Annotated in this window: 23 protein-coding genes; 8 read left to right on the top strand and 15 right to left on the bottom strand. The window is 66.8% G+C overall.

Annotation, left to right across the window (positions count from 1 at the left end):
* Positions 1-9: 9 nt before the first annotated feature.
* The 5 genes from yihA to rpmH are packed head-to-tail and all read right to left on the bottom strand — an operon-like array spanning position 10 to position 3,367.
* On the bottom strand, positions 10-675 hold the full coding sequence (gene yihA, locus EPO55_RS25090) for a ribosome biogenesis GTP-binding protein YihA/YsxC (protein WP_296340249.1): 666 nt from the start codon (positions 673-675) through the stop codon (positions 10-12).
* Positions 675-2,516: a membrane protein insertase YidC gene (gene yidC, locus EPO55_RS25085; RefSeq protein WP_296340248.1), complete on the bottom strand. Its 1,842-nt coding sequence runs from the start codon at positions 2,514-2,516 to the stop codon at positions 675-677. The genes yihA and yidC overlap by 1 nt, the downstream gene beginning before the upstream one ends.
* Before the next feature lie 24 nt (positions 2,517-2,540).
* Complete coding sequence (gene yidD, locus EPO55_RS25080) at positions 2,541-2,855, bottom strand: membrane protein insertion efficiency factor YidD (protein WP_363719966.1); 315 nt, start codon at positions 2,853-2,855, stop codon at positions 2,541-2,543.
* A gap of 12 nt (positions 2,856-2,867) precedes the next feature.
* Complete coding sequence (gene rnpA / locus EPO55_RS25075) at positions 2,868-3,203, bottom strand: ribonuclease P protein component (protein WP_296340323.1); 336 nt, start codon at positions 3,201-3,203, stop codon at positions 2,868-2,870.
* Positions 3,204-3,232: 29 nt separating this feature from the next.
* Positions 3,233-3,367, bottom strand: coding sequence for a 50S ribosomal protein L34 (gene rpmH / locus EPO55_RS25070; RefSeq protein ID WP_092824441.1), 135 nt, complete (start codon positions 3,365-3,367; stop codon positions 3,233-3,235).
* Between the two features lie 142 nt (positions 3,368-3,509).
* Between rpmH and EPO55_RS25065 the strand changes: the two genes are divergently transcribed.
* The 4 genes from EPO55_RS25065 to EPO55_RS25050 all read left to right on the top strand — a co-directional run bounded on the left by EPO55_RS25065 (position 3,510) and on the right by EPO55_RS25050 (position 7,846).
* A complete protein-coding gene (locus EPO55_RS25065; protein WP_296340242.1) occupies positions 3,510-4,157 on the top strand; it encodes a glutathione S-transferase family protein in 648 nt (215 codons plus the stop codon).
* Between the two features lie 65 nt (positions 4,158-4,222).
* A complete protein-coding gene (locus EPO55_RS25060) occupies positions 4,223-4,933 on the top strand; it encodes a VTT domain-containing protein (protein ID WP_296340240.1) in 711 nt (236 codons plus the stop codon).
* Between the two features lies 1 nt (position 4,934).
* A complete protein-coding gene (locus EPO55_RS25055; RefSeq protein WP_296340239.1) occupies positions 4,935-6,359 on the top strand; it encodes an FAD-dependent oxidoreductase in 1,425 nt (474 codons plus the stop codon).
* A 50-nt stretch (positions 6,360-6,409) separates the two neighbouring features.
* Positions 6,410-7,846 (top strand): HAMP domain-containing sensor histidine kinase, encoded by a 1,437-nt coding sequence (locus EPO55_RS25050; protein WP_296340236.1) that lies wholly within the window; start codon positions 6,410-6,412, stop codon positions 7,844-7,846.
* Between the two features lie 21 nt (positions 7,847-7,867).
* On the opposite strand, the gene EPO55_RS25045 is transcribed toward EPO55_RS25050, so the two are convergent.
* Positions 7,868-8,620, bottom strand: coding sequence for a DUF1499 domain-containing protein (locus tag EPO55_RS25045; protein WP_296340234.1), 753 nt, complete (start codon positions 8,618-8,620; stop codon positions 7,868-7,870).
* Between the two features lie 104 nt (positions 8,621-8,724).
* Between EPO55_RS25045 and EPO55_RS25040 the strand changes: the two genes are divergently transcribed.
* Positions 8,725-9,618: an EamA family transporter gene (locus EPO55_RS25040; protein ID WP_296340233.1), complete on the top strand. Its 894-nt coding sequence runs from the start codon at positions 8,725-8,727 to the stop codon at positions 9,616-9,618.
* Positions 9,619-9,684: 66 nt separating this feature from the next.
* Here EPO55_RS25040 and EPO55_RS25035 read toward each other — a convergent pair whose 3' ends face one another.
* From EPO55_RS25035 to EPO55_RS25020, 4 genes are all read right to left on the bottom strand, one after another.
* A complete protein-coding gene (locus EPO55_RS25035) occupies positions 9,685-9,864 on the bottom strand; it encodes a hypothetical protein (protein WP_296340232.1) in 180 nt (59 codons plus the stop codon).
* Positions 9,865-10,005: 141 nt separating this feature from the next.
* Positions 10,006-10,419, bottom strand: a complete 414-nt coding sequence (locus EPO55_RS25030) for a cupin domain-containing protein (protein WP_296340231.1) — start codon at positions 10,417-10,419, stop codon at positions 10,006-10,008.
* Positions 10,416-11,036 (bottom strand): glutathione S-transferase family protein, encoded by a 621-nt coding sequence (locus EPO55_RS25025; protein WP_296340230.1) that lies wholly within the window; start codon positions 11,034-11,036, stop codon positions 10,416-10,418. The genes EPO55_RS25030 and EPO55_RS25025 overlap by 4 nt, the downstream gene beginning before the upstream one ends.
* A gap of 26 nt (positions 11,037-11,062) precedes the next feature.
* Positions 11,063-12,166, bottom strand: coding sequence for a malate/lactate/ureidoglycolate dehydrogenase (locus EPO55_RS25020; protein WP_296340229.1), 1,104 nt, complete (start codon positions 12,164-12,166; stop codon positions 11,063-11,065).
* Between the two features lie 238 nt (positions 12,167-12,404).
* Here EPO55_RS25020 and EPO55_RS25015 point away from each other — a divergent pair, with 238 nt between their 5' ends.
* Together EPO55_RS25015 and EPO55_RS25010 are read left to right on the top strand one after the other, a co-directional pair.
* Complete coding sequence (locus EPO55_RS25015; protein ID WP_296340228.1) at positions 12,405-14,885, top strand: DUF3772 domain-containing protein; 2,481 nt, start codon at positions 12,405-12,407, stop codon at positions 14,883-14,885.
* Positions 14,860-15,924, top strand: coding sequence for an alpha/beta hydrolase (locus tag EPO55_RS25010; protein WP_296340226.1), 1,065 nt, complete (start codon positions 14,860-14,862; stop codon positions 15,922-15,924). Before EPO55_RS25015 ends, EPO55_RS25010 begins: the two co-directional genes overlap by 26 nt.
* Before the next feature lie 13 nt (positions 15,925-15,937).
* Here EPO55_RS25010 and EPO55_RS25005 read toward each other — a convergent pair whose 3' ends face one another.
* Genes EPO55_RS25005 through EPO55_RS24985 form a run of 5 tightly spaced genes read right to left on the bottom strand, consistent with a single transcriptional unit; the run spans position 15,938 to position 20,470 of the window.
* Positions 15,938-16,462 carry a UGSC family (seleno)protein gene (locus EPO55_RS25005; RefSeq protein ID WP_296340225.1) on the bottom strand — a complete coding sequence of 175 codons (525 nt, stop codon included), beginning with the start codon at positions 16,460-16,462 and terminating at the stop codon, positions 15,938-15,940.
* 13 nt (positions 16,463-16,475) lie between these two features.
* On the bottom strand, positions 16,476-17,918 hold the full coding sequence (locus EPO55_RS25000; RefSeq protein WP_296340223.1) for a thioredoxin family protein: 1,443 nt from the start codon (positions 17,916-17,918) through the stop codon (positions 16,476-16,478).
* Positions 17,911-18,888, bottom strand: coding sequence for an alpha/beta fold hydrolase (locus EPO55_RS24995; protein ID WP_296340222.1), 978 nt, complete (start codon positions 18,886-18,888; stop codon positions 17,911-17,913). The genes EPO55_RS25000 and EPO55_RS24995 overlap by 8 nt, the downstream gene beginning before the upstream one ends.
* Positions 18,885-19,826, bottom strand: a complete 942-nt coding sequence (locus EPO55_RS24990; RefSeq protein ID WP_296340221.1) for a fatty acid desaturase — start codon at positions 19,824-19,826, stop codon at positions 18,885-18,887. The genes EPO55_RS24995 and EPO55_RS24990 overlap by 4 nt, the downstream gene beginning before the upstream one ends.
* Complete coding sequence (locus EPO55_RS24985; protein WP_296340220.1) at positions 19,808-20,470, bottom strand: MSMEG_1061 family FMN-dependent PPOX-type flavoprotein; 663 nt, start codon at positions 20,468-20,470, stop codon at positions 19,808-19,810. The genes EPO55_RS24990 and EPO55_RS24985 overlap by 19 nt, the downstream gene beginning before the upstream one ends.
* Before the next feature lie 494 nt (positions 20,471-20,964).
* Here EPO55_RS24985 and EPO55_RS24980 point away from each other — a divergent pair, with 494 nt between their 5' ends.
* Positions 20,965-21,948 carry an ABC transporter substrate-binding protein gene (locus tag EPO55_RS24980; protein WP_296340219.1) on the top strand — a complete coding sequence of 328 codons (984 nt, stop codon included), beginning with the start codon at positions 20,965-20,967 and terminating at the stop codon, positions 21,946-21,948.
* Positions 21,949-21,971 lie beyond the last annotated feature (23 nt).

Here is a 21,971-nt window from a genome sequence, read left to right as displayed (position 1 = left end):
ACGTTGATCTCAGCGTGATGCTACAGCAGCGATCTCGGCCCTAAGCTCGGGGATACCGAAGCCGGTCTCGCTGCTGGTCGGCAGGACCTCGGGATGGGCGGCGCCATGCTTGCGCGCGGCTGCTTCAGCCGAGGCGATGGCGCGCGGAATCTCGGCCTGCCGCAGCTGGTCGGTCTTGGTCAGGATGAGCTGGTAGGAGACGGCGGCGCGGTCGAGGTTCTTCATGGTCTCGTGGTCGCTGTCCTTCACACCGTGGCGCGAATCGATCAGCAGGCAAACGCGCTTCAGCGTCGGGCGGCCGCGCAGATAGGCCGATGCCAGATCCTGCCACGTCTCCTTCATCGACTTGGAGACCTGGGCGAAGCCGTAGCCGGGCAGGTCGACCAGAAAGAGGCGGCCGGCGAGATCGAAGAAATTGATCTGCCGCGTATGGCCGGGCCGGGCCGACACGCGGGCCAGCGTGCGGCGGCCGGTCAGTGCGTTGACCAGGCTGGACTTGCCGACATTGGATCGGCCGGCGAAGGCCACTTCCGGCAAGGCAATCGGCGGCAGCGATTCGACCGAGGCCGCGCCCGAGATGAAGTCGCAGGGCCCGGCGAATAGCTTGCGCGCCGCCTCGATCTCCTCGGACGTACGCCCTTCCGGCGCGCCCGCCCCTGGAATATTGGCTGCCATCAGCCCTTCTTGCCCGAGCCCTTGCCGCCCTTCTTGCCGGCGTTGCCGTTGGAGGCTGCGGGGGCCGGCGTCGCCGGGAGAGCCGGCGGCTTGGCCTTGCCGCCGCCGATCGGCGTGCCGTGGCGACGCATGATCATGTACTGCTGGGCGATCGAGAGCGTGTTGCTCCAGGCCCAGTAGATCACCAGGCCGGCCGAGAACGGCGCCAGCATGAAGGTGAACAGGATCGGCAGGAACTGGAACACGCGGGCCTGTACCGGATCGGTCGGCTGCGGATTGAGCTTCTGCTGCAGGTACATCGTCACGCCCATGATGATGGGCCACAGGCCGATGTTGAAGAAAAGCAGGAACTCGGGGACGTGCCAGGGCAAGAGACCGAAGCCGGTGAGGATGGTCAGCGGATCGGGCGCGGCAAGATCCTTGATCCAGCCATAGAACGGCTGGTGGCGCATTTCGATGGTGGTGTAGAGCACCTTGTAGAGCGCGAAGAACACCGGGATCTGCACGACGATGGGCAGGCAGCCCGCCGCCGGATTGACCTTCTCGCGGCGATAGAGCTGCATCAGCTCCTGGTTCATGCGCTGGCGGTCCTCGCCGTAGCGCTCCTTGAGCTTCTCCATCTCCGGCTGGAGCCGCTTCATCTTGCTCATCGCCGCATAGGACTTGTTGGCCAGCGGGAAGAACACGAGCTTGACGATGACGGTCAGCACCAGGATCGACAGGCCGAAGTTGCCAAGCTGGACGTAGAGCCACTCGAGCAGCCAGAACAGCGGCTTGGTGAAGAACCAGAACCAGCCCCAGTCGATGGTGAGGTCGAACTTCTCGATGCCGTACTTCTCGGTATAGGAATCGATGATGCGCACGATCTTGGCGCCGGCGAACAGACGCGCCTCGGTGCGGCCGGTGCTGCCCGGCGCGATGGTCTCGCCGCCGCCGACATAGTCGATCTGGTACTTCGCGGCGTCGCCCGTGCCAGTGCCCTTGATCGTCACGTCGACCTTGGATTTCTGGTCCGGCACGAGCGTCGCCATCCAGTACTTGTCGGTGATGCCGACCCAGCCACCCGTGGTGCTGAACTTCTGCTGCTTGTTGTCCTTGAAATCGGAGTAGCCAAACTCCTTCAGGCTGCCGTTGAAGACGCCGTAGGGGCCTTCATGGAGGATGTAGATGCCTTCCGCCGGGGGCGTGCCGTAGCGGACGACGAGGCTCCACGGAAACAGCGTGACCGGCTTGTCGGTCTTGTTCTCGACGCTCTGCTTGACGTCGAACATGAAGAATTCGTCGATCGACACGTCGAGCGCGAACACCAGGCCCTGGCCGTTATCCCAGGTGAGCCGCACCGGCGCGCCAGGGGCCACCGTGCTCTTGTCGGCGGTCCACATCGTCTCCGGCCCCGGCACCTTGATCGCGGCATCGGACGCCGACCAGCCGAACTCGGCGTAGTAGGGATGGACCGTGCCGACCGGCGACAGCACCGGCACCGGCGGGCTCTTGGGATCGATGGTCTCGCGATACTTGACGAGCTGCACATCGTCGATGCGCGCGCCCTTGAGCGAGATCGAGCCCAGCAGTTCGGCGGTGCTGAACGTCACGCGCGGGGTGCGCGCCAGCGCCTCCTTGAGGCCCACGACCTGCTGCCCAGAAGTGGCCGCAGCGCCCGGCTGCACGCCGGGAGCGACCGGCTGGCCGGTCGGCGCCGCGGGGGCGCCCGGTGCACCCGGCTGGGTGGAGGCCTGTTGTGTCGTCGTAACCGGCGGCTTGGCGGGCGGAAAGGCCGCCTGCCAACCCACGATGATCAGCACCGAGAGGACGATGGCGACGATGAAGTTCTTCTGGTCCATTTTGAGGCTAACTCTCGTGACGCGTCAGGCGCGCTCGGCGGGATGGCAGGAAAGCGGCGCGGATGCGCCGGCAGAGGAAGGCACGGGATCGTAGCCGCCGGCGCCCCAGGGCCCGCAGCGGCACAGGCGGTGGGCGGCAAGCCAGCTTCCCCGGAGCGCGCCGTGACGCGCCACGGCCTCGGCGGCGTAGCTCGAGCACGAGGGTTCGTAGCGGCAGGCGCCGACGAAAAAGTAGGCGAGCGTCAATTGGTAGAGACGGATCGCGCCGCGCAGCAACAGGGACATCATGCGGCCCGGAAACTGGCGATTTGCCGGGGCCGGCGCAAGCCGTCCGTACAGGTCATGGGCAGGTCATGGCGTCGCGAGGGCCAGCGCCTTGAGGCGCTTCAGCGCCTCCTGCAACTCCTGGCGCAAGGCTCCGAAGTCGCGGGCAAGGGCCGCCTGGCGGCCGACCAGCACATAATCGAGATCGGGACGGGCCTCGCCCGGGATGACCATGCCGGCGATTTCCCTCAGACGGCGGCGGACCCTGTTGCGGGCGACCGCATTGCCGACCTTGCGGCTGACGGTAAACCCCACCCGGACGAGGGGTTGGGGCCGGTCCGCCGGGGCAACTTGGAGAACGAAACCGGGCATGGCACAGCGGCGTCCGGCCTGAACGCGCAGAAAGTCACGACGGTTCGGCAAACGCCCGAGGCGTGCCGCGGCCAAGTTTGTTAGGCCGACAGGCGCTTACGGCCCGACCTGCGGCGGCTGGCGATGACCTTGCGGCCGCCGACCGTTGCCATCCGGGACCGAAAGCCGTGCCGGCGCTTGCGCACCAGCTTGCTCGGCTGATAGGTGCGTTTCATCACGCAACTCCTTCAAACACAAACCCCCGCGCGGAGCGTCGGGGGCGAAATCCGTGGGCGAGGGTAATAAGCGGCTGACCGGCCAGAGTCAACGATCCGGCGGGCCTTGCCGGGTCGCTCCCGAGTGCCGAACAATGACCCTATGCCCCCTGTCCTGCACGGTTACCGCTACAGCGTCTATGTCCGGATCGCCCGCCTCGCCCTTGCCGAGAAAGGCGTATCCTACGAACGGGTCGAGGTGAACCCTTTCAGCCCCGACATTCCAGCGGCCTACCTTGCCCTTCACCCCTTCGGTCGCGTGCCGACCCTCGTCCACGACGGCTTCGCGCTCTATGAGACCGGCGCCATCAGCCGCTATATCGACCGCGCCTTTGCCGGACCACCCCTGCAGCCCCAGGACGCGCGGGCGCTCGCCCGGATGGACCAGATCATCGGCGTCGTCGATTCCTACGGCTACTGGCCGCTCGTCCGGCAGGTCTTCTCGCAGCGTGTCTTCCGCCCCGCCATCGGCCAACCGACGGATGAGGCCGAAGTGGCGCGGGGCCTTGCCGGTGCCGCCAAGGTGCTGGCCGCTCTCGAGGATCTCGCATCGTCCGGCACCTTTCTGGTCGGAGCCGCGCCATCGCTCGCCGATCTCCATCTCGGCGCGATGATCGCCTACTTCACTGCCGCGCCCGAAGGGGCCGCCATGCTCGACCGACATCGGCGACTCGCCGGCTGGTGGGGCCGCCTGGAAGCGCGTCCATCCATGGCGGCGACGGCGCCCGGTCTGCCGGTCACTCAGGTGTGAGCGAGTTTGCTTTGAGGCCGGCGCGATGAGGGTCAATATCGGTGCCGCACGACACGAAAGCGCACATGACCCTGCCGATGCTGCGCCGGCTGCTTCCCGTGGCGATCCTGCTGCTGGGGCTGGCGCTATTCCTGCTGTTCGGCCTCGAGCGGTATTTCTCCTTCGAGATGCTGAGCCGTCATCATGCCGAACTCGCCTCCTGGGTCGCCGGCAATATCGCGGCGGCGGCGCTCATCTTCGTGCTGTTCTACGCACTGGCGGTGGCCTTCTCGCTGCCGATCGCTGTCGTGGTCACACCGGTCGGCGGCTTCCTGTTCGGCATGTGGCTGGGCGCGCTCCTGTCGGTGATCGGCGCAACACTAGGTTCGGTGGCGGTATTCCTGGCGGCGCGTACGGCATTCTACGATCTCTTCCGGGCGCGCGCCGGCGCCACGCTGGCCCGGCTCGAGGATGGTTTCCGCCGCGACAGCTTCAATTATCTCCTGTTCCTGCGGCTGGTGCCGGTGTTCCCCTTCTGGCTGGTCAACATCGTGCCGGCGCTGCTCGGCATGCAGCTTGGCCCCTATGCACTGGCGACGCTGATCGGCATCGTTCCCGGCGCAGTCATCTATGCCAGCGTCGGCGCCAGCTTCGGCATGCTCATCGAGCGCGGCGAGCGCCCCGATTTCGGCGTGATCTTCGAATGGCACATCCTGTTGCCGCTGTTGGGCTTGGCCGCGCTGTCGCTGCTGCCGGTGATCTACAACCGCCTGCGCGGCGGCAAGGCGGCACCCTGAGATGACGGACGTACTCACGCCTGACATCTGCGTCATCGGCGGTGGTTCCGCAGGTCTCGTCGTTGCCGCCGGCGCGGCGCAGCTCGGCCTGAAAGTCGTTCTGGTCGAGCGTGCCGAGATGGGCGGCGATTGTCTCAACTTCGGCTGCGTGCCATCGAAAGCACTGATCGCCGCCGCCAAGGCAGCCCAGGCGCAGCGAAGCGGCGCGGCCTTCGGTATCGCACCGGTCGAACCCAAGGTCGACTTCGCCAAGGTCATGGACCACGTCGCCGGCGTGATCGCGGCCATCGCCCCCAACGATTCGGTCGAGCGGTTCGAGGGTCTCGGCGTGCGCGTTCTTAAGGAAGAGGCCCGCTTCACCGGTCGCACCGAGTTGCAGGCCGGCCCGCACCGGATCCACTGCAAGCGCATCGTGCTGGCGACCGGCTCACGGCCGACCGCGCCGCCCATCCCGGGTCTCGCCGACATGCCTTATCTCACCAACGAGACGATCTTCGCCAACCGCACGCTGCCGGCCCACCTGATCGTGATCGGCGGCGGACCGATCGGGCTGGAGATGGCGCAGGCGCATCGGCGATTGGGCGCGCGGGTCACGGTACTGGAAGCCTTTGGCTTTCTCGCCAAGGACGATCCCGAACTCTCCGCCGTCGTCGTGGATCACCTGCGCACGGAAGGCGTCGATCTGCGCGACCATGTCAGGCTTGCCCGGGTCGAAAAGGCAGCATCGGGCATGACGGTGTTTCTCGAGGACGGCGAACGGATCGAGGGATCGCACCTGCTGGTGGCGACGGGCCGCGCGCCCATCATCGAAGGCCTCGATCTCGACAAGGCCGGGGTCGCCTACACCAAGCGCGGGATCACGGTCGACGGCGCGCTCAGAACGTCCAATCGCAATGTCTGGGCAATCGGCGACTGCAACGGTCTCTATGCCTTCACCCACATGGCCGGCTACGAGGCCTCGCTGTTCATCCGCGGCGCGCTGTTCCGAGCTCCCGCGAAGCTCGATCCGGCGATCGTGCCATGGGCGACCTACACCGATCCCGAGCTGGCGCAGGTCGGCCTCAGCGAAAGCGAGGCACGCAAGCAGCATGGCGAGGCGATCCGGGTGTTGCGCTGGAAACTGGCCGAGAACGACCGCGCCCAGACCGAGCGGGAGACCGACGGGCTGGTGAAGGTCATCACCGATCCGCGCGGCCGCGTGCTGGGCGCCACCATCGTCGGGCCGCACGCCGGCGACCTGATCCAGCCCTGGTGCCTGGCCCTCTCCAAGCGCCTCAGAATCGCGGCGATGGCGAGCTTAGTGCCGCCCTATCCGACGCTCGGCGAAGCAAGCAAGCGCGCCGCCGGCAGCTATTTCACCGAAGCCCTGTTCGGGCGCCGGACGCGCGGGCTCGTGCGGTTCCTGGCGCGGTTGCCGGTATGGTGAACGGCCGCCGCCTAGGCCATGCCGGCAGTCTCCGATAGACTTCGACAATCATGACCACCGACGTCACCGTTCCGGCACAAGCGACCCGCGCCACGCGCCGCCGCAGTCCGGCCTTCGGCCTGTCGTGGCGCATCCTCGCGCTCGTCGTGACGGCGGTGATGACCGCTGAGGTCTTCATCTTCCTGCCGTCGATTGCCCGCTTCCGCGCGGTCAATCTCGAGCAGTTGATCGAAAGCGGCACCCTGGCAGCCCTCGCTCTCGACGCCACCCCCGACAACATGGTGACGGAAGAGGTCAAGCGCAGCCTGCTCAACCACGCCCGGGTCGACACTGTCGTGCTGGTCGAGCCCAACAAGCCCAAGCGCGCCTTGATGAACATCGAGCCGCGGCCGGATATGCCGAGTTACAATTTGAAGGACCGCGGCGCCTTGGGCCTGATCTGGGACGCTCTGGCTACGATGACCTACGACGGTTCGCGCTACATCCGCGTCGGAGGCGAATCGATGAGATTGCCCTCGGCGATGGTCTGGATCGTCGTCGATGAGCTACCGATGCGGTTGGCGATGTACGCCTATGCTGGCCGCATCCTCGCACTGTCGATTATCATCGCCCTGTTCACCGCCATCCTGCTCTATCTCGGCCTGCGTTGGCTGGTCATCCGGCCACTCCAGGATCTGTCGTCCGACATGACGGCGTTCCGTCGCGCACCCGAGGAGGGCGGGACCGAACGGGCGCCGACGCAACGCAACGACGAGATCGGCGTCGTCGACCGCGAATTCCAGAACCTGCAGCGCGAACTGCGCGCCTCGCTCCGGCAGAAGTCTCGCCTGGCCGAGGTCGGCGCCGCGACCAACAAGATCAATCACGACCTGCGCAACATGCTGTCGACGGCACGACTGCTATCGGACCGGATGGCGCGCAGTGGCGACGAACGTACACGGGTGCTGGCGCCGACCATTCTCAACACCATCGACCGCGCGGCGCGGCTGGCCAGCGACGCCATCGAGTATGTGCGCGACCAGCCGGCGCCGCGTCTGGCAACGGTCGACCTCGCCGATCTGGTAGACGAAGCGGGTATAGCGCTCCAGGAACAGGGCGAGGACAGCACGCCCAACCTCGTCCGCGCGTGGCTGAACGAAGTCGGCGAAGGCCGCAACGCGCGCGCCGACCGAGACCTGCTCTACCGCGTCTTCGTCAATCTCGGCCGCAACGCCTTCGAAGCCGGCGCCACCACCGTCACCGTGCGGTCCAGGGCCAACGGCGGATACCTGCTGATCGACGTCGCCGACAACGGCCCCGGCGTGCCGCAGGCGGTCGCGGCGCAGCTCTTCCGCCCCTTCACCACCGGCGGACGCGCCGGTGGCGCCGGGTTGGGTCTCGCTATCGCGCGCGACCTGGTGCGTACCCATGGCGGCGACATCGCGCTCACCGAGACCGGCCCCTCGGGCACGACCTTTCGCTTTACCCTGCCGCTCGGCGACGTCTGACGAGATCGATCGAAGAGCCGATCAGCGCTCGGCTTTCAGACGGGCGGCGAAGTCGCGGATACGCCGCGCGTTGACGCCGAGGTCGGACTCGCCGGCCCGGCTCTTGGAGCGGATGTCGATCCTGCTGCCCGTGCCCTCGGCACGGATGCGCACGACGATGTCGTCACGAAATCCGAACCAGTTGCTGGTGTCGACGGCCTCGATCCGGCCTTCCGCCGGCGCGCGCGCGATGACATCCCAGCCCAGCGCCATCGCCACACGGTCAGCGCGCTTGAACGCCTCGGCCGGGGCAACAGGCAGGATGATCGACACGATGTCGGGATAGGCGGCGCGCTGGAGCGCGGCGGCGGCGGCGCCGGGATAGTTGGGCAGATTGGGTGCGCCACGCCGCAACTGTAGGAGCGCCACCATGGCAGGTGGGCTGGCGACATCGGTCGAGATGTCGTTGATCACCGGCAATTGCTGCGACCACAGGAACCAGCTCACCGGCACCCAGGCACCGGCCACGCCGATCACGATGGCGAGAAACGCCGCCACGAACCCGCGCCGACGGTCGCCGGGCCGCGTCGGGACGATGGTCGCGAGCCCCAGCGCCACGCCGGCGACGGCGACATAGAAGCCGTAGCGGAAGACGGCGATCGCCGCTTCGATATCCAACCCGAGATAGCGGTGCAGCGGACCGGCGGCGGCAACGATCAGCGCGGCCACACAGGCCGAAATGAACGCCATGCGCGCCAGGCGATGGCTGATCGGGTTGGTCGGTCGAACGAACATGCCGTCTCCGCTGTAACGTCATCGTAACCGCGAAACCAAACCCATGCATCCGCCACACCATTCGGGCGCTCGACAAGCGCGATTGCATTCTCTATGCGGCGGCGATGACGACAGTCGACACCGTCCGGCGGCGGGCGATGGCTTCCGGACTCGCCGCCATCTGCCTTTGGGGTTCGCTTGCCACGCTTTCCGTCCTGGCGGGCGAGGTTCCGCCCTTCCAGATGGTTGCCATGACGTTCGCCATCGGCGCGGCCATCGGCATCGTCCGCGCCCGGTGGCGCGGCGTGGGCTGGGCGGGGCTCGTGCGCTGGCCGGCACAGGTCTGGCTGGTGGGCATCGGCGGCCTGTTCGGCTACCACGCGCTCTACTTCGGCGCCCTGCAATTGGCACCTCCGGCCGAGGCCAATCTCGTCAACTATCTCTGGCCGCTTCTGATCGTGCTCTCGTCGGCGCCGCTCGCCGCAGAAAGCGAACGAGGGCGCCTGGGCTGGACGCATCTGGCCGGCGCCGGCCTCGGCTTCGCTGGCGTGGCACTGCTCGCCGTCGGCCGTGGACTGAATTTCACCGGCGATCACGCGCTGGGCTACGCCCTGGCGCTGGGCTGCGCCTTCACCTGGGCGCTCTATTCGGTGATGTCGCGCCGTTTCGGCGAGACGCCGACCGACGCCATTGCCGGCTTTTGCGCCGCGTCGGCCGTTCTCTCGCTGCTCTGCCACCTGGTGTTCGAGCGCACGGTGTGGCCGGCGACGCCCCTTGCCTGGCTCGCCGTGCTGGCGCTCGGCCTTGGGCCTACGGGATCGGCTTTCTATTTCTGGGACCACGCCGTCAAACGCGGCGACATCCGCGCACTGGGCGCGTTCAGCTATGCAACACCGATTCTCTCGACAGCGATCCTGATCGTCTGCGGGCTCGCTGAACCGACCGGCGCACTCCTGCTTGCCGCCCTGCTGGTCACCATCGGAGCGGTGCTCGCCTCGCGCGAGCTGTGGCGAAAGTAACTCCTCCCCCGTCATACGGGGGAGGTGGCCCGCAGGGCCGGAGGGGGAAGGCCGCCCTTTGGCGCGTCAGTTGCTCTTCGAATCTTCGTCGTAGTACTTGATAGTTCCCTTGACTGGCATCGCAGTCCAAGCCTTCCACTCTGCGTCGAACCGCAGGATAGCTTCCATCTCCAATTCGTCAGTCATGTAGATGATGACATGCATGCCGTCGCGAAGCTGATCGGCAATCGGCGCAATATCGTCCAACGAGCCTTTGACCCAAAGCCCGTACCGACCCGTCAGGCGTTCCGTCGTTTGTGTCGAGGTAGATTCGAAACATCGTTCCTTGCCTGTGGCCTTCCCCCTCCGCCCCTACGGGGCACCTCCCCCGAGGACGGGGGAGGAGGGCTATTTCGGTTCCCAACCGGGCGGCGCCAGTTCGAAACCCGCGAAGTCGAAGCCGGGTGCCACGGTGCAGCCGACAAGCGTCCAGTTGCCCAGTGAGCGCGCCGCCTGCCAGACGCCGCGCGGCACCACGATCTGCGGCGTCTCGCCGAGGCCGAAATCGCTACCGAGCCGAAGGTGGCGGACGGCGTGGCCGTCGTCACTCATCGACAGTTCGAGCGGCGCGCCGGCATAGTGATGCCAGACCTCGTCGGCATCGACCCTGTGCCAGTGCGAGCGCTCGCCCGCCTTGAGCAGGAAGAAGATCGCCGTGCTGGCGCCGCGGCCCGCATCGGGCGCGCGGAAGGTCTCGCGGAAATGCCCGCCCTCGGGATGTGGCCGCAAGCCGAGACGGGCAATGATCTCGTCTGCCGTCACGCCGGCGGAGGCACCGTCGCCTTCATCGACGCCTGCTTGGAGAAGGTCGAGAACCACTTGGCGAGCTTGGCGCGCTTGCCGCGCCAGTCGTGGCTGGCGAAGCGGAAGTCGAGATAACCCAAGGCGCAGGCGATGGTGATGGTGCCGATGGTCGGTTTGCCCTTGAGCGACTTCGACTCGGCTTCGAGCTGGTCGAGTACGCCGTCGATCTTCTTCATCTGGCCCTTGGTCCAGTCAGGCCAGCGCCTGTCCTCCGGGCGCAGGAAACCTTCGTAGCGGGCCAGAAGCGCGGCATCGAGCAGACCATCGCCCATCGCCTGCTGGCGCAACGCCACCCAGCGTTCGCGGCCCTTGCGCGGGAAGAGCTTGCGGCCCTTGTGCTGGCTGTCGAGGTACTCGCAGATCACCGGCGAATCGAAGAGATCCATTCCCTTGACCGACAGCGCCGGAATCTTGCCGATGGGATTGTGCTTGTCGACGTCGGCATTGGGCGCCACCGGCGTCAGCGCGACGTTCACCGTCTCCATCTTCTTGTCGAGGCCCGTGAGCAGCGCCAACACCCGAACCTTGCGGGCGTACGGCGACGAGGGCGAGTAGTAGAGCTTCATTTTGGCCATGGTCGGTCTCCTGCCTTCCGGCGGCGTCAGGCGCCGGCCATTTGGGGAATGTCGATGTCGTTCAGGCGCACCTTGCGCGCGGTATCGACGATCTGCTGCCATGTCGTGGCATCGATCGGCACGCCGTTCTTCTCGCGGTCGACACGGCGCGCGCGTTCGGGCTCGCCCGGCGTCAGGACTTCAGCGACGCCAGGCTGAGGCTTCGCAGACTTCACCCAGCCGATGAAATTCTCGACTTCATCCTCGAAAAATTCAGCGCCGCCCATCGATGCTGGATCGATGATGATCGACAGCATGTTGTTGATGATGTCGGTGCCGTCCTTCTTGATGGTCCGCGGCGAATGCGTTTTGCCGCCGGTCAGGGCGCCGGCCAGCAGGTCGCAGATCACCGCCAGGCCGCCGCCCTTGTGCAGGCCGAATGGCAGGATGGCGCCGTAGGGGGCGTTGTACATGGTGCCGGGATCGGTGGTCGGATTGCCCTCGGCGTCGATCATCAGCCCGGGTTCCATCTGGATCTGCTTGTTGTTGGCAACCCGGACCTTGCCCATCGCCACCTGGCTGGTGGCGAAGTCGAGCACGATCGGCTCCTTGCCCTTGCGCGGCACCGCCGTGCAGTAGGGGTTGGTGGTGAAGCGGGCCTCGGCGGCGCCGAACGGCGCCACCAGCGACTTGTGGCCGTGCACGTTCACCCAATGCGTGCTCACCATGCCGGCGCGCGCGCACTGTTCGCCCCAGTGGCCGATACGGCCGATGTGATGGGCGTTGATCAGGCCGACGACGCAGACGCCGTTCTTCTTGGCCCGCTCGATGCCGATGTCCATCGCCTCCTTGGCGACGACCTGGCCGTAGCCAGCGCCGCCGTCGATCACGAGCACCGCGCCGTTGTCGCGGACGATCTTGGCGTGATGATTGCGCACGCAGGCGCCCGACACGGTGTTCTGGATGTAGTGTGGCATCATGCCGACGCCGTGGCTGTCGTGGCCGAACAGGTTGGCGAGCACGAGATGGTCAGCGATGAGCTTCGCTTCCTGGTCCGAACTGCCATCGGCCCGGCAAATTGCCATCGTGAACCTGTGCAGGCGATCGGGCTTGATCCGAACCTCACCCACCGCGCCTTGCCCGTCGGCCATGCCGTTTCCCCCAAAATTTCCCGTTTCGGCGCGCAAGGTTCCGCGTCGGTCCCGTCCTGTCAACGACGAAGCGGTGACGGGATGCAGACAGCCTGAAGGATGCCCTGATTTCGCCGTTGTGACGGGCCAAATGACGGTCTCGCGACCCGCGAAATCCGGGCCGGGCGATGGCCCGATCCATATCCGTCGTGGTACGGGAAGCAAAGACCCTACGAAGTCATCAGGATCCGGCAACCGCATGCGATTTTCTACCCGCCTCGCCTGGTCCAGTCTTGCGGGGCTCGCGTTCCTGCTGGCGGGCGTCGTCGCGTTCGCCCAGCAGACGCCGGCGCCGCAGCGGCCGTTCTCGCAGCTCGTCGACCTTTGGACGCGCCAGCTCGACCGCATCGCCACTCGCACCGAGCAAGCCGTCCTGCTGCCGGCCGAGATCGATGCTTTGCGCGAACAGGCAACCGACGTACGCGCCGCCGCCGCCGCCGCCGCCGCGCTCGCCCGCAACGACCTTACCGACACCAAGAAGCTGCTGGCACCGCTCGAGGCCAAGCCGGGACCGGATGCCCCGCCCGAATCGGATGCCGTGAAGGCCGAGCGCCAGCGCCTGACGGAGCAGGCGACGATCAGCGAGGGCCGAGCCAAGCAATGCGAGGTCGTGATCGCCCGCGCCGACCAGCTGCTCGAACATCTGACCAAGCTGCGGGGCGAAGTCGTGCTGCAGAACCTGCTGCGCCGCAACGCCTCGCCGTTGTCGAGCCAGGTATGGAGCAATATCGGACCGGAGCTGGCCGCCTCGGCGCAGGCCCTGTCTGTGGCGATGTCGACCTGGAATCGCGGCGGGCTGGCGGCGCTGAGATCAGGCGGACAGGACCTCACGCCGCTCGCCGCCTGGGCCCTGCTCACCCTTGCGCTGTGGTGGGCCGGACGATGGCTCCGCCGCCGCTTCGGCCGCAGGCATGCCCACGAGCCGACCCACCGCGACCGTACCATCGCCACCGCCATCGACGGCATCGGGCTGGTGCTGGTGCCGATTCTCGCCGTGTGGCTGATCGGCAAGCTGCTGTCGGCCAGCGCGCCGCCGCCGCCCATGGATGTGCTGGTGCCGGAATTGACCCTGCGTCTGATCACCTTGCTGCTGGTGTTCGGCATGACCGCGGCCGGGCTTGCGCCGGCCCATCCGGCATGGCGCATCCTGCCGTTCTCCGATTCGAGCGCACATTATCTCTCTCATGCACTGCGCCGCCTGATGGTGGTGGGTATCGTGGCCGACCTGATCTATGTCTCGCTGAGCCAAGCCGGCGAGCGCGAGGCGGTGGCGGCCGTCGGCTCCCTCGTGCTCGCCACCCTGGTCGCGCTGCTCGCCCTGCCGACCCTTTCTAACAAGGCTTGGCATGCGGCGCGGCCCGAGGGATCGGAGCTGCCGCCGATGATCGGCGGCACCTGGTGGTCGATCGCGCGCCTGGTCCTGAGTGCCGTGGTGTTGTCATCGATCGGCTTCGCGCTCGCGGGCTATGCCGCGCTCGCTGCCCACCTTCATGCATCGATCGCCGCAACCTGCCTCCTGATCGCGATCGGACTTCTGCTGCATCGCCTCGTCGCCGATCTGCTCGATGCCGCCGCCGCACCCGACACGCCGTCCGGCCGCTGGGTGCGGCACCGCCTGGGCTTGCCGGCCGATTCGACGGTGCGCGGCCAGCTGATCGTGTTGCTGCTGTTCGACCTGATCCTGGTGGCGTTGCTGGCGCTGACGATCCCGGCCACCTGGGGAGTCGACATCGACGCCATCCTGCAGGGCTTTGGCCAGCTGCTGCGCGGCGTGAAGGTGGGCGGCGTCACGATCTCGTTGGGCAACGTCGGCATGGCGATCCTGGCCTTCGGCGTCTGCATGCTGATCGCGCGCCTGATCCGCAGCATCGTGCGCGACCGCGTGCTGCCGACTGTCGACGCGCCGCTGCCGCTCCGCCAGTCGATCGACGCCGGCCTCAACTACGCCGGCGTCATGATCGCGATCCTGGTCGGCGTCGGCGCCTTGGGCGTCGACTTCACCAACCTCGCCATCGTGCTCGGCGCCCTGTCGGTGGGCATCGGCCTCGGCCTGCAGAACATCGCCAACAATGTGATCTCCGGTGTGATCCTTCTGATGGAGCGACCGATCAAGGCCGGCGACTGGGTGATCGTGAACGGCCATGAAGGCTTCGTGCGGCGCATCAACATCCGCGCCACCGAGATCGAGACCTTCCAGCGCACGCATGTGATCGTGCCCAACAGCATGTTCCTGCAAAACCCGGTCATCAACCGGACCTATGCCGACACCTCGAGCCGGGTGGAAATCCAGATCGCCGTGCCGCTGTCGACCGACGTCATGAAACTGGAGGCAATCCTGCGCGAGGCGGCGCTCGGCCACCCGCGGGTGCTGCGCGTGCCGATGCCGATCGTACGCTTCGTGCGCGTCACTACGGCCGCCCTCGACTTCGAGCTGTTCGTGTTCGTGTCGAACCTCGAGGACCGGCTGACCGTCATGAACGACCTCAACCGCTCGATTCTTGGCCGGCTGATCGACGAGATGATCATCGACCCCAGGCCGGTGCCTGAACTCAGGCTGCGCGATATCGACAAGCTCGGCGCGGCGTTCCGCGGCGAGTTGCCGGAACGGCCGAAGACGGAGGGCAGTTCCGAGATGACCAGCGAAGGACCAGACGATGCCGCCGCGGCGCCGAAGAATTGAGACGCCGCGCCGGCGCTGGCCGCTCGTCGTGCTGTTTGCCTGCGCCATCCTGGCGGGCGTGGCGTTGTGGGCCTATGCGCCGACGCTGCCGGCCGAGACCCTGGTCGCGCGCTACGCCAACGAGCGCTCGAAGTTCATCGATGTCGGCGGCGTGCAGGCCCATGTCCGCGACTATGCGCGCGACCAGGACGACACCGACCCAATTCCGGTGGTGCTGATCCATGGTTCCCTGGGCTCGTTGCACATGTGGGAGGGCTGGGCGCGCGAATTGGCACCACGCCTGCGCCTGATCACGGTCGATCTGCCGGGGCACGGCCTCACCGGAGCCTGGCCGCGCGACGAATACACCATCGAGGCCTACACCGATTTCATCGAGGTGCTGGTCGATGCACTTCATCTCGATCGCTTCGTGCTGATCGGCCACTCGATGGGTGGCGCCGTGGCCTGGAGCTTCGCCGCCACGCGGCCCGACAGGGTAAGCCATCTCGTCCTGGTCGATGCCGCGGGCTACCCGCGCCAGGGCGAGGCGCCGTTGCCGATGCGGCTCGCCCGCATGCCCGTGGTGGGCGACGTCGGCATCTACTTCAAGCCGGAGCGTGTCGTGCGGCGCTCGCTCGAGGAGGTCTACGCCGACCCCGCGATGGTGACGCCCGACCGGATCAGGCGCTATGCCGAACTGCAGCGCTTCCCCGGCAACCGCGAGGCCACCCTGCAGCGCGCCCGCACCCAGGAGCCGCTCGATCCCACGCCACTCAAGCGATTGGACGTGCCGACCCTGATCCTGTGGGGCGCCAAGGACCGCTGGGTGCCGGTGGCCGATGCCTTCCGTTTCCAGAACGACATCAAGGGCGCCAAGCTAGAAATCTTCCAGAACCTCGGCCACAACCCGATGGAGGAGGATCCCAAGGCGACCGCCGCCGCGGTGGCGGCCTTCTTGGCCTCGACGCCGGCGCGGCCGGTACGGCGCGCGCCCGGGCCGGAGCCCGCGACGACCGAGCCGACCGTAGTGCTTCCGGCCGTGGTGCCGGAGAAGGACTAGGGGCCTGAAGTCCTCAGGCGCTGGCGAGCAGCGCCATCACCTTGGCGAAGGCCTCGTCGGCAATCGTCTCGATCTCTTCCTTGGTGCGGTTCTGGATGGGATGCGGCACGTAGACGACAGCAGGCTCGAAGCCCAGCGCATCGCTTTGCGCCGCGACGCCATCCACGAAACCTGTTGTCACGATATTGACGCCGGCGAGGCCGCGTCCGTCGAGGCTATGAAGGTCGTGCAGACTGCACGATGTGCAGGAGCCTCAATCGCTTAAGGCGATCACCGCGAGCTGGTTCTCCGCCGCGATCTTCTGCAGGAGATTCGTCGGCGCCACCTTGGTGTTGGTGGGCTTGCGGTAGCGCCGGGTGGCGACGCCGGCCTTCTTGAAGTGGCCTTCAAGCCGGTCGATGAACTCCGATCCGCGCGCCTTGCCGATATCCATCAGCGCCACGCTCTTGCCCGCGACGGACGGTGGCGGCGCGAGACGGGCGCGGCGCGTCGGCGAGGTCTCCGCCGTGGGATCGCGCAATTTGAGAGCAACGTTCATGGACGGATCTCCCTCAGCGAATTTCATGCGTGACGGCCTGGCATTCGTCGCGCACCGACTGGCCCGGCCAACCGCCGATGATGGCCGAGAATAGACCGGCTTCGCCGCCGGCGCGAACGATCAGGAGCCCGTCGGGCTGGAATTTGTCGACCATCTTGTCGGCGAACGACGGCGGCATGCCCTCGGCGATGTTCTGGGCGCCGCGGATCAGCTCGCTGCCCGGCCGCTTCAGGGCCTTGTAGAGCTCATCCTCGATGCGACGGCGGTTCCAACCGCCGTCCTTGAAGATCTTGTAGTGCTCGGGCGCCAGCACCAGCACGGCGTTGCCGGCGAGGCAGAGCTTGGGATGGCCGACCCCGAACAGGCCCATCGCAAGAGACCGTATGAGCTCCTCCGGCGTGCGCGACTTCTGGTCGATGAAGCCGTTTACGCCCTCGCCGTGGAACAGCGTCACGGCGCTCTTGCCGGCGGGGATGCCGCGGCGTTGCGCCAGCGGTTCCCAGTCGGGATCGGACTCATCCTCGGCGAAGCAGAAGGTGTACTTGCCGGGATTGCCGAGCGTGGCGCGATCCATGCCGCCGGGCAGGCCGCCGCCGACATTCCTGACAATGAGCTGCAAGGCGCGCCCGATGGTGGCGTTGGCGCGGTTGCCCTGGCCGAGCGCGTTGACACCGCTGTTCATGCCGATCGCCTTGGCGGCCGGCCCGTTGATGATCACGAGCGGTCCCGAGAAGTGCGTGGTGCAGAGGAGCCCGTGCAGGACGAACAGCGGATCGAGTGCCGCCTCGAGCACGCCCAGCACCACCGGCATGTACTCGGGCTTGCAGCCCGCCATCACGGCGTTGATCGCCACCTTCTCGACGGTGCACGGCGCCAGGTTGGGCGGGATGCTACCCACGATCTCGTCGGGCTTGCGCTCGGTGCCGCCCAGCATGCGCAGGATGCGATCGTCGGTCGGCGGCACGACGGGAAGCCCGTCGCTCCAGCCGCGCTCGAAGCAGGCTTCGATCGGATCGTCCCATTCGCCGACCGCGATGGCGCGCGCCTTGAGGCCTGTGTCACCGTAGCGCGCCACCAGGGTTTCGTGCACGCCGGGCTCGACGCTCTTGGAGCCGCAGCCCGGCTGCCACGCCGGCAGGCCGTCGCCTGACGCGGCGGCACCGGCAACTCGCGTCCATTCGGCGCGATCCCAGCCCACAGTGCGCTCGACCTCGCGGCCACCCTTGAACCGGATCAGGGTCGGCACGGTTTCGACTTTCAGCTGGAACGAGCGCTGCAGGTCGTGGTCGTCGATCACGGTGCCGACGCCCGACGGGAAGGAAGGATCGTCCTGGGTGATGACGGCCAGCGGACCGGCACGGTCGAGGCTCTGCATCACCGGTTCGACGAGGGTGCAGGTCGGACAATCGTGCTTGGCGACGATCACGAAGCCGTCGTTTGGCAAACCGTCAGGCATTGAGCAGGGCCTCCACCTGGGCATCGATGAACGCCGCATCCTCGGGATTGGCGAGCGGGTTGCCGGCACGATGACCCCAGACCGAGGGGATTTCCACCAGCTTCGCGTCCCGGAGATAGGGCAGCTCGGCGCGGTTGTCGTCGGTCTGGAAATAGAGGTCGGTGGCCGACGGCAGCAGCAGCACCTTGGCCTTTATGCCGGCGAGCGCCATCTGGAGATCGCCGCGGTAGAGGTCGTTGGCGGAGATGTCGCCGTTCTGCCAGCTCCAAAGCTGGGCCATGAGATCGCGCGCGTCGCGGCGCACGAAGTTGGCCTCCCAGGAGCGGACCAAAAAATCCTCCAGGCTGGCGAAGCCCAGCCCGCGCCACATCTCGCGGCGATAGAAGGTCTGGCTGAGCGCCCAGCCGGCATAGATACGGCCCATCGCACGCAGGCCCGCTTCGGACGTACGGGCGGCCTGCACCGCGCTGCGCACACCTTCGAGGAAGACGAAATTGTGCGGCGCCGTACGGGCCGAGCCGCAGACGACCACGATGCGCTCGACTGCGTCGCCGAACAGGGCGGCCCAGTGATAGGCCTGCTGCGCGCCCATCGACCAGCCATAGACCAGTTTGATGCGATCGACGCCGAACAGCTCGGCCATGAGCCGCCGCTGCTGCATGACGTTGTCGTAGGTCGTGACCTCGGGAAAATCACCCCCGGACGTATTGGACGGCGAGGAAGAGAGCCCGTTGGTGAACATGTTGGGAATGACGATGAAGTAGCGGCTGGGATCGAGGCAATGCTCGACATTGACCAGCCATTCGATGTCGGTGTGCTGGGCGCCGTAGCTCGTGGGATAGACGATGACGTTGTCGCGCTTCGGCGAAAGCGTGCCGTAGGTCTTGTAGACAATCCGGGCGTTCTTCAGCGTGCCGCCGCGCTGCAGCGAAAGATCGCCACACTCGAAGACGCCGTCACTGGTCCTCAAGCGAAGCTCCGAATGATCTCGCCATGCACCTGGGTGTAGCTCCGGGCCACGTATTTCAGGTGTGGCCGCAGATGGCGGTGCGCTTCAGGCAGGTGATGGAACGGGATGTTGGGCAGCAGATGGTGTTCGGCGTGGTAGGGCAGGTTCCACATCAGGAAACGCACCACGGGGTTGCTCAAGGTCGTGCGGGTATTGGCGAAGCCGTCGTCGCTGTTGGGGCAGAGTGTGTGCTCGCACAACAGATAAAGACGCAGCAGCGGCAGGCCGATCAGTAGCGGGATGAACCACACCCACAGCACCGCTGTCGTCTGCAGCAGGATCGAGCCCACGACCAGCGCGGCATAGAAGGCGAGCAGCAGCCGGCCCCAGCGCCGGACCTCGGGCCACGCCTGCTGGTGGATGTAGGTCACGTCGCCCTTGAAGCCGAAGGGGAACAGGAGAATGTCGCGCAGGCGGATCATGAGGAACGGGACCGAGCTGATGCGGAAGAGATAGGCCCCCCAGCCCCTGGGTGTGCCCGAGGTGATGAGCTCGGGATCGCGCAGCGGATCCTGGGTGTAGCGGTGATGCGCCAGGTGATAGTGCCGGTAGAAGCCCGCGTTGTTCAGGATCGCCGCGCCTGAGAAGAAAGCCAGGATGTCGGCAAAGCGGCGCGTCTTGAACGAATTGTAATGCGTCGACTCGTGCATGGCGCCGAACAGCGTGTTCACGAACACCGCCTGCAGCAGGAGCGCCGGCACCACCCACCAGGTCCCGCGCGTTTCCAGGACCAGCCAGCCGCCCAGGACCAGCAACGCGAGATGCGCGCCGGTCTGCACAAAACCCTTGGCGTCGGACTTGCCGTAAAGACGCTTCAGGACATCGGCCGGCACCACCCGCATCTGGCGGGCGCGTTGTCCGGTGACGACGAAGGGGCCGGCTACTTGATCGGTGCCCATAGTCCGTCCCGGTAGGCGATCTCGGTCGCCGCTTCGCGCTTCTTCTTCTCCTCCTCGCTGAGGCCAATCTGGTCGCCGACCATCCGGCTGATCGACGGGAAGGTGCCTTTGGGCTGGGCATAGTCGCCGCTCCACAGTTTGGAGCGCAGCAGCGCCTTGGCGCAGTGCAGATAGGCCTGCCGCACCGACACCACGATGGCGCATTTCGGCGCCTTGCCCTGAACCGCCATGGATTCCAGCAACGCCGGATCGACCGAGAGCCGCGCCGTGCCCGCCATGCGCACCGTCTCGTTGGTGCCAGGCAGCAGGAAAATGAGTGCGATCTCGGGATTCTCAAGCAGGTTCTTGAGCGTATCGAGCCGGTTGTTGCCCGGCCGGTCGGCGACCGCCAGCGTGTGCTCGTCCAGCACCTTGAACGAGCCCGGCGGGTCGCCGCGCGGCGTCACATCCTGCTTGCCCGCGGCGTCGGCGGTGGCCACCAGGCACATTGGCGAGAGGGAAACGAACCGGCCCATGTGCGCGTCGATTCGGCCGATATCTTTTACGGCCGCCGTCACGCTGACCGGCGCGTAGGAAGCGACGAGCGCTGCCGCACCGGCGGCATCGAGCAGGGCCGGGGCGCGAGGGAGAACAGAGTCGGGCACGGCAGCGACCTCCAGGGGATCGTGAAAGCCTAGCATGATTCGGACCGGCGGAAGACTTCAGGGGCGTTTCCGGGAGACACCATGACGTTACGTCTTGTCTATTTTGTCTCCCGGCGGACCCCGGGCCCGCATTGAATGGCGGGCACATATGCTCTTGTCGCACCACGCCCCGGAGGGTGCGGCGCCAGGCCGGCGTTGGCTCGCCAGCTCGGCTTTTCTTTGGCGATAGGCAGGAGGAGGCAAGCGACACTCGCCTCGGGGACGACCTTCCATCGGAAGGCCTCGCGCGGTCGGTAGGGTCCGCCGTCGTTGTCATGCCGTGCGGTCAGGACCGCCCGACTCTGTTCTCTCCGGACGCATCGCGCCGAGGATATCTGCAAAGATAGCTAAAATTTGCTAAACTTGCAAATCAATACATGCAATCCAGCCTTGCGCGGACGCCTCGGCATACGTAGAGAAACAGGCAAGCAGTCCGTACGGGATCGGGTGATCGAATGAGCTGGCCGAAGAAGGCGACCGCCTGCGTCCTCCTGCTGGTCGCCGGCCTCGTCGCCGCAGTGCCGGCGGGGGCGCAAGGCGGCCGCGACCGCATTTTTCGCCTCGCCGTGCTGGGCCAGTCGGCGCTTTCCCTGCAGCTCACGCGGGAGACAACGCTGCCGGAGCTCGAGCGACTGGGCTTCGTGCGCGGACGGACGTTCGACGTCGCGGATGCCTTCGGCGATTCCGCAAGCCTGCCGGGATTGGCCCGCGAACTCGTCGCCGGCAAGCCGGATGTCCTGATCGCAGTCGGCGGCGAGGCCGTCCGCGCCGCCGCCGCGGCCACCGACCAGATTCCCATAGTGGCGTTCGGCCCCGATCCAGTGCAGCTCGGGCTGGCGCGAACGCTGTCGCGGCCCGGCAAGAACGTGACCGGCATCGTCATTCTTGCGGCCGAACTCGAGGGCAAGCGCCTGCATCTTCTGTCGGAGGCGGTGCCGGGGATGTCCCGGGTCGGCTTGCTGCTCTATCAGCGGTCGACCAGCGCGGAAACCAGCCTGCGCGAAGCCCGCGACGTCGCCGGCCGGATCGGGATCGAAGTGCTCCCGATCAATGTGGAGAAGGCCGGCGACATCGGGCCCGCCCTTGCCGGTCTCAAGTCCGCCGGAGCCGGCGCCGTCGTGGTTTCCGCGGACCCCCGGCTGTTCAACGACACGCCGACCGTCGTCGCAGAGGCAGCCAGGTTGGGACTGCCCCTCGCCTGCCAGTGGGTGGAGATGGCCGAGGCGGGATGCCTGCTGTCCTACGGACCCGGCCTCCGGCAACAGCGTGTCAGATTGGCGGACTACGTCGCACGACTGTTTCGCGGCGCGCAACCGGCGGACATGCCGGTAGAGCAGCCCACGACCTTCGAACTCGCCATCAACCTCAAGACGGCCAGGGCGTTGGGCCTGCAGATCCCGCCGGTGGTCCTCAGCCGGGCGGAGCAAATTATCGAGTGACGCGACCGTACAGGTGATCTCGC

This window comes from Reyranella sp. (assembly GCF_004296935.1).
In the GTDB taxonomy this organism is placed as follows: Bacteria; Pseudomonadota; Alphaproteobacteria; order Reyranellales; family Reyranellaceae; genus Reyranella.
This window is presented reverse-complemented; position numbering and strand designations above follow the sequence as displayed.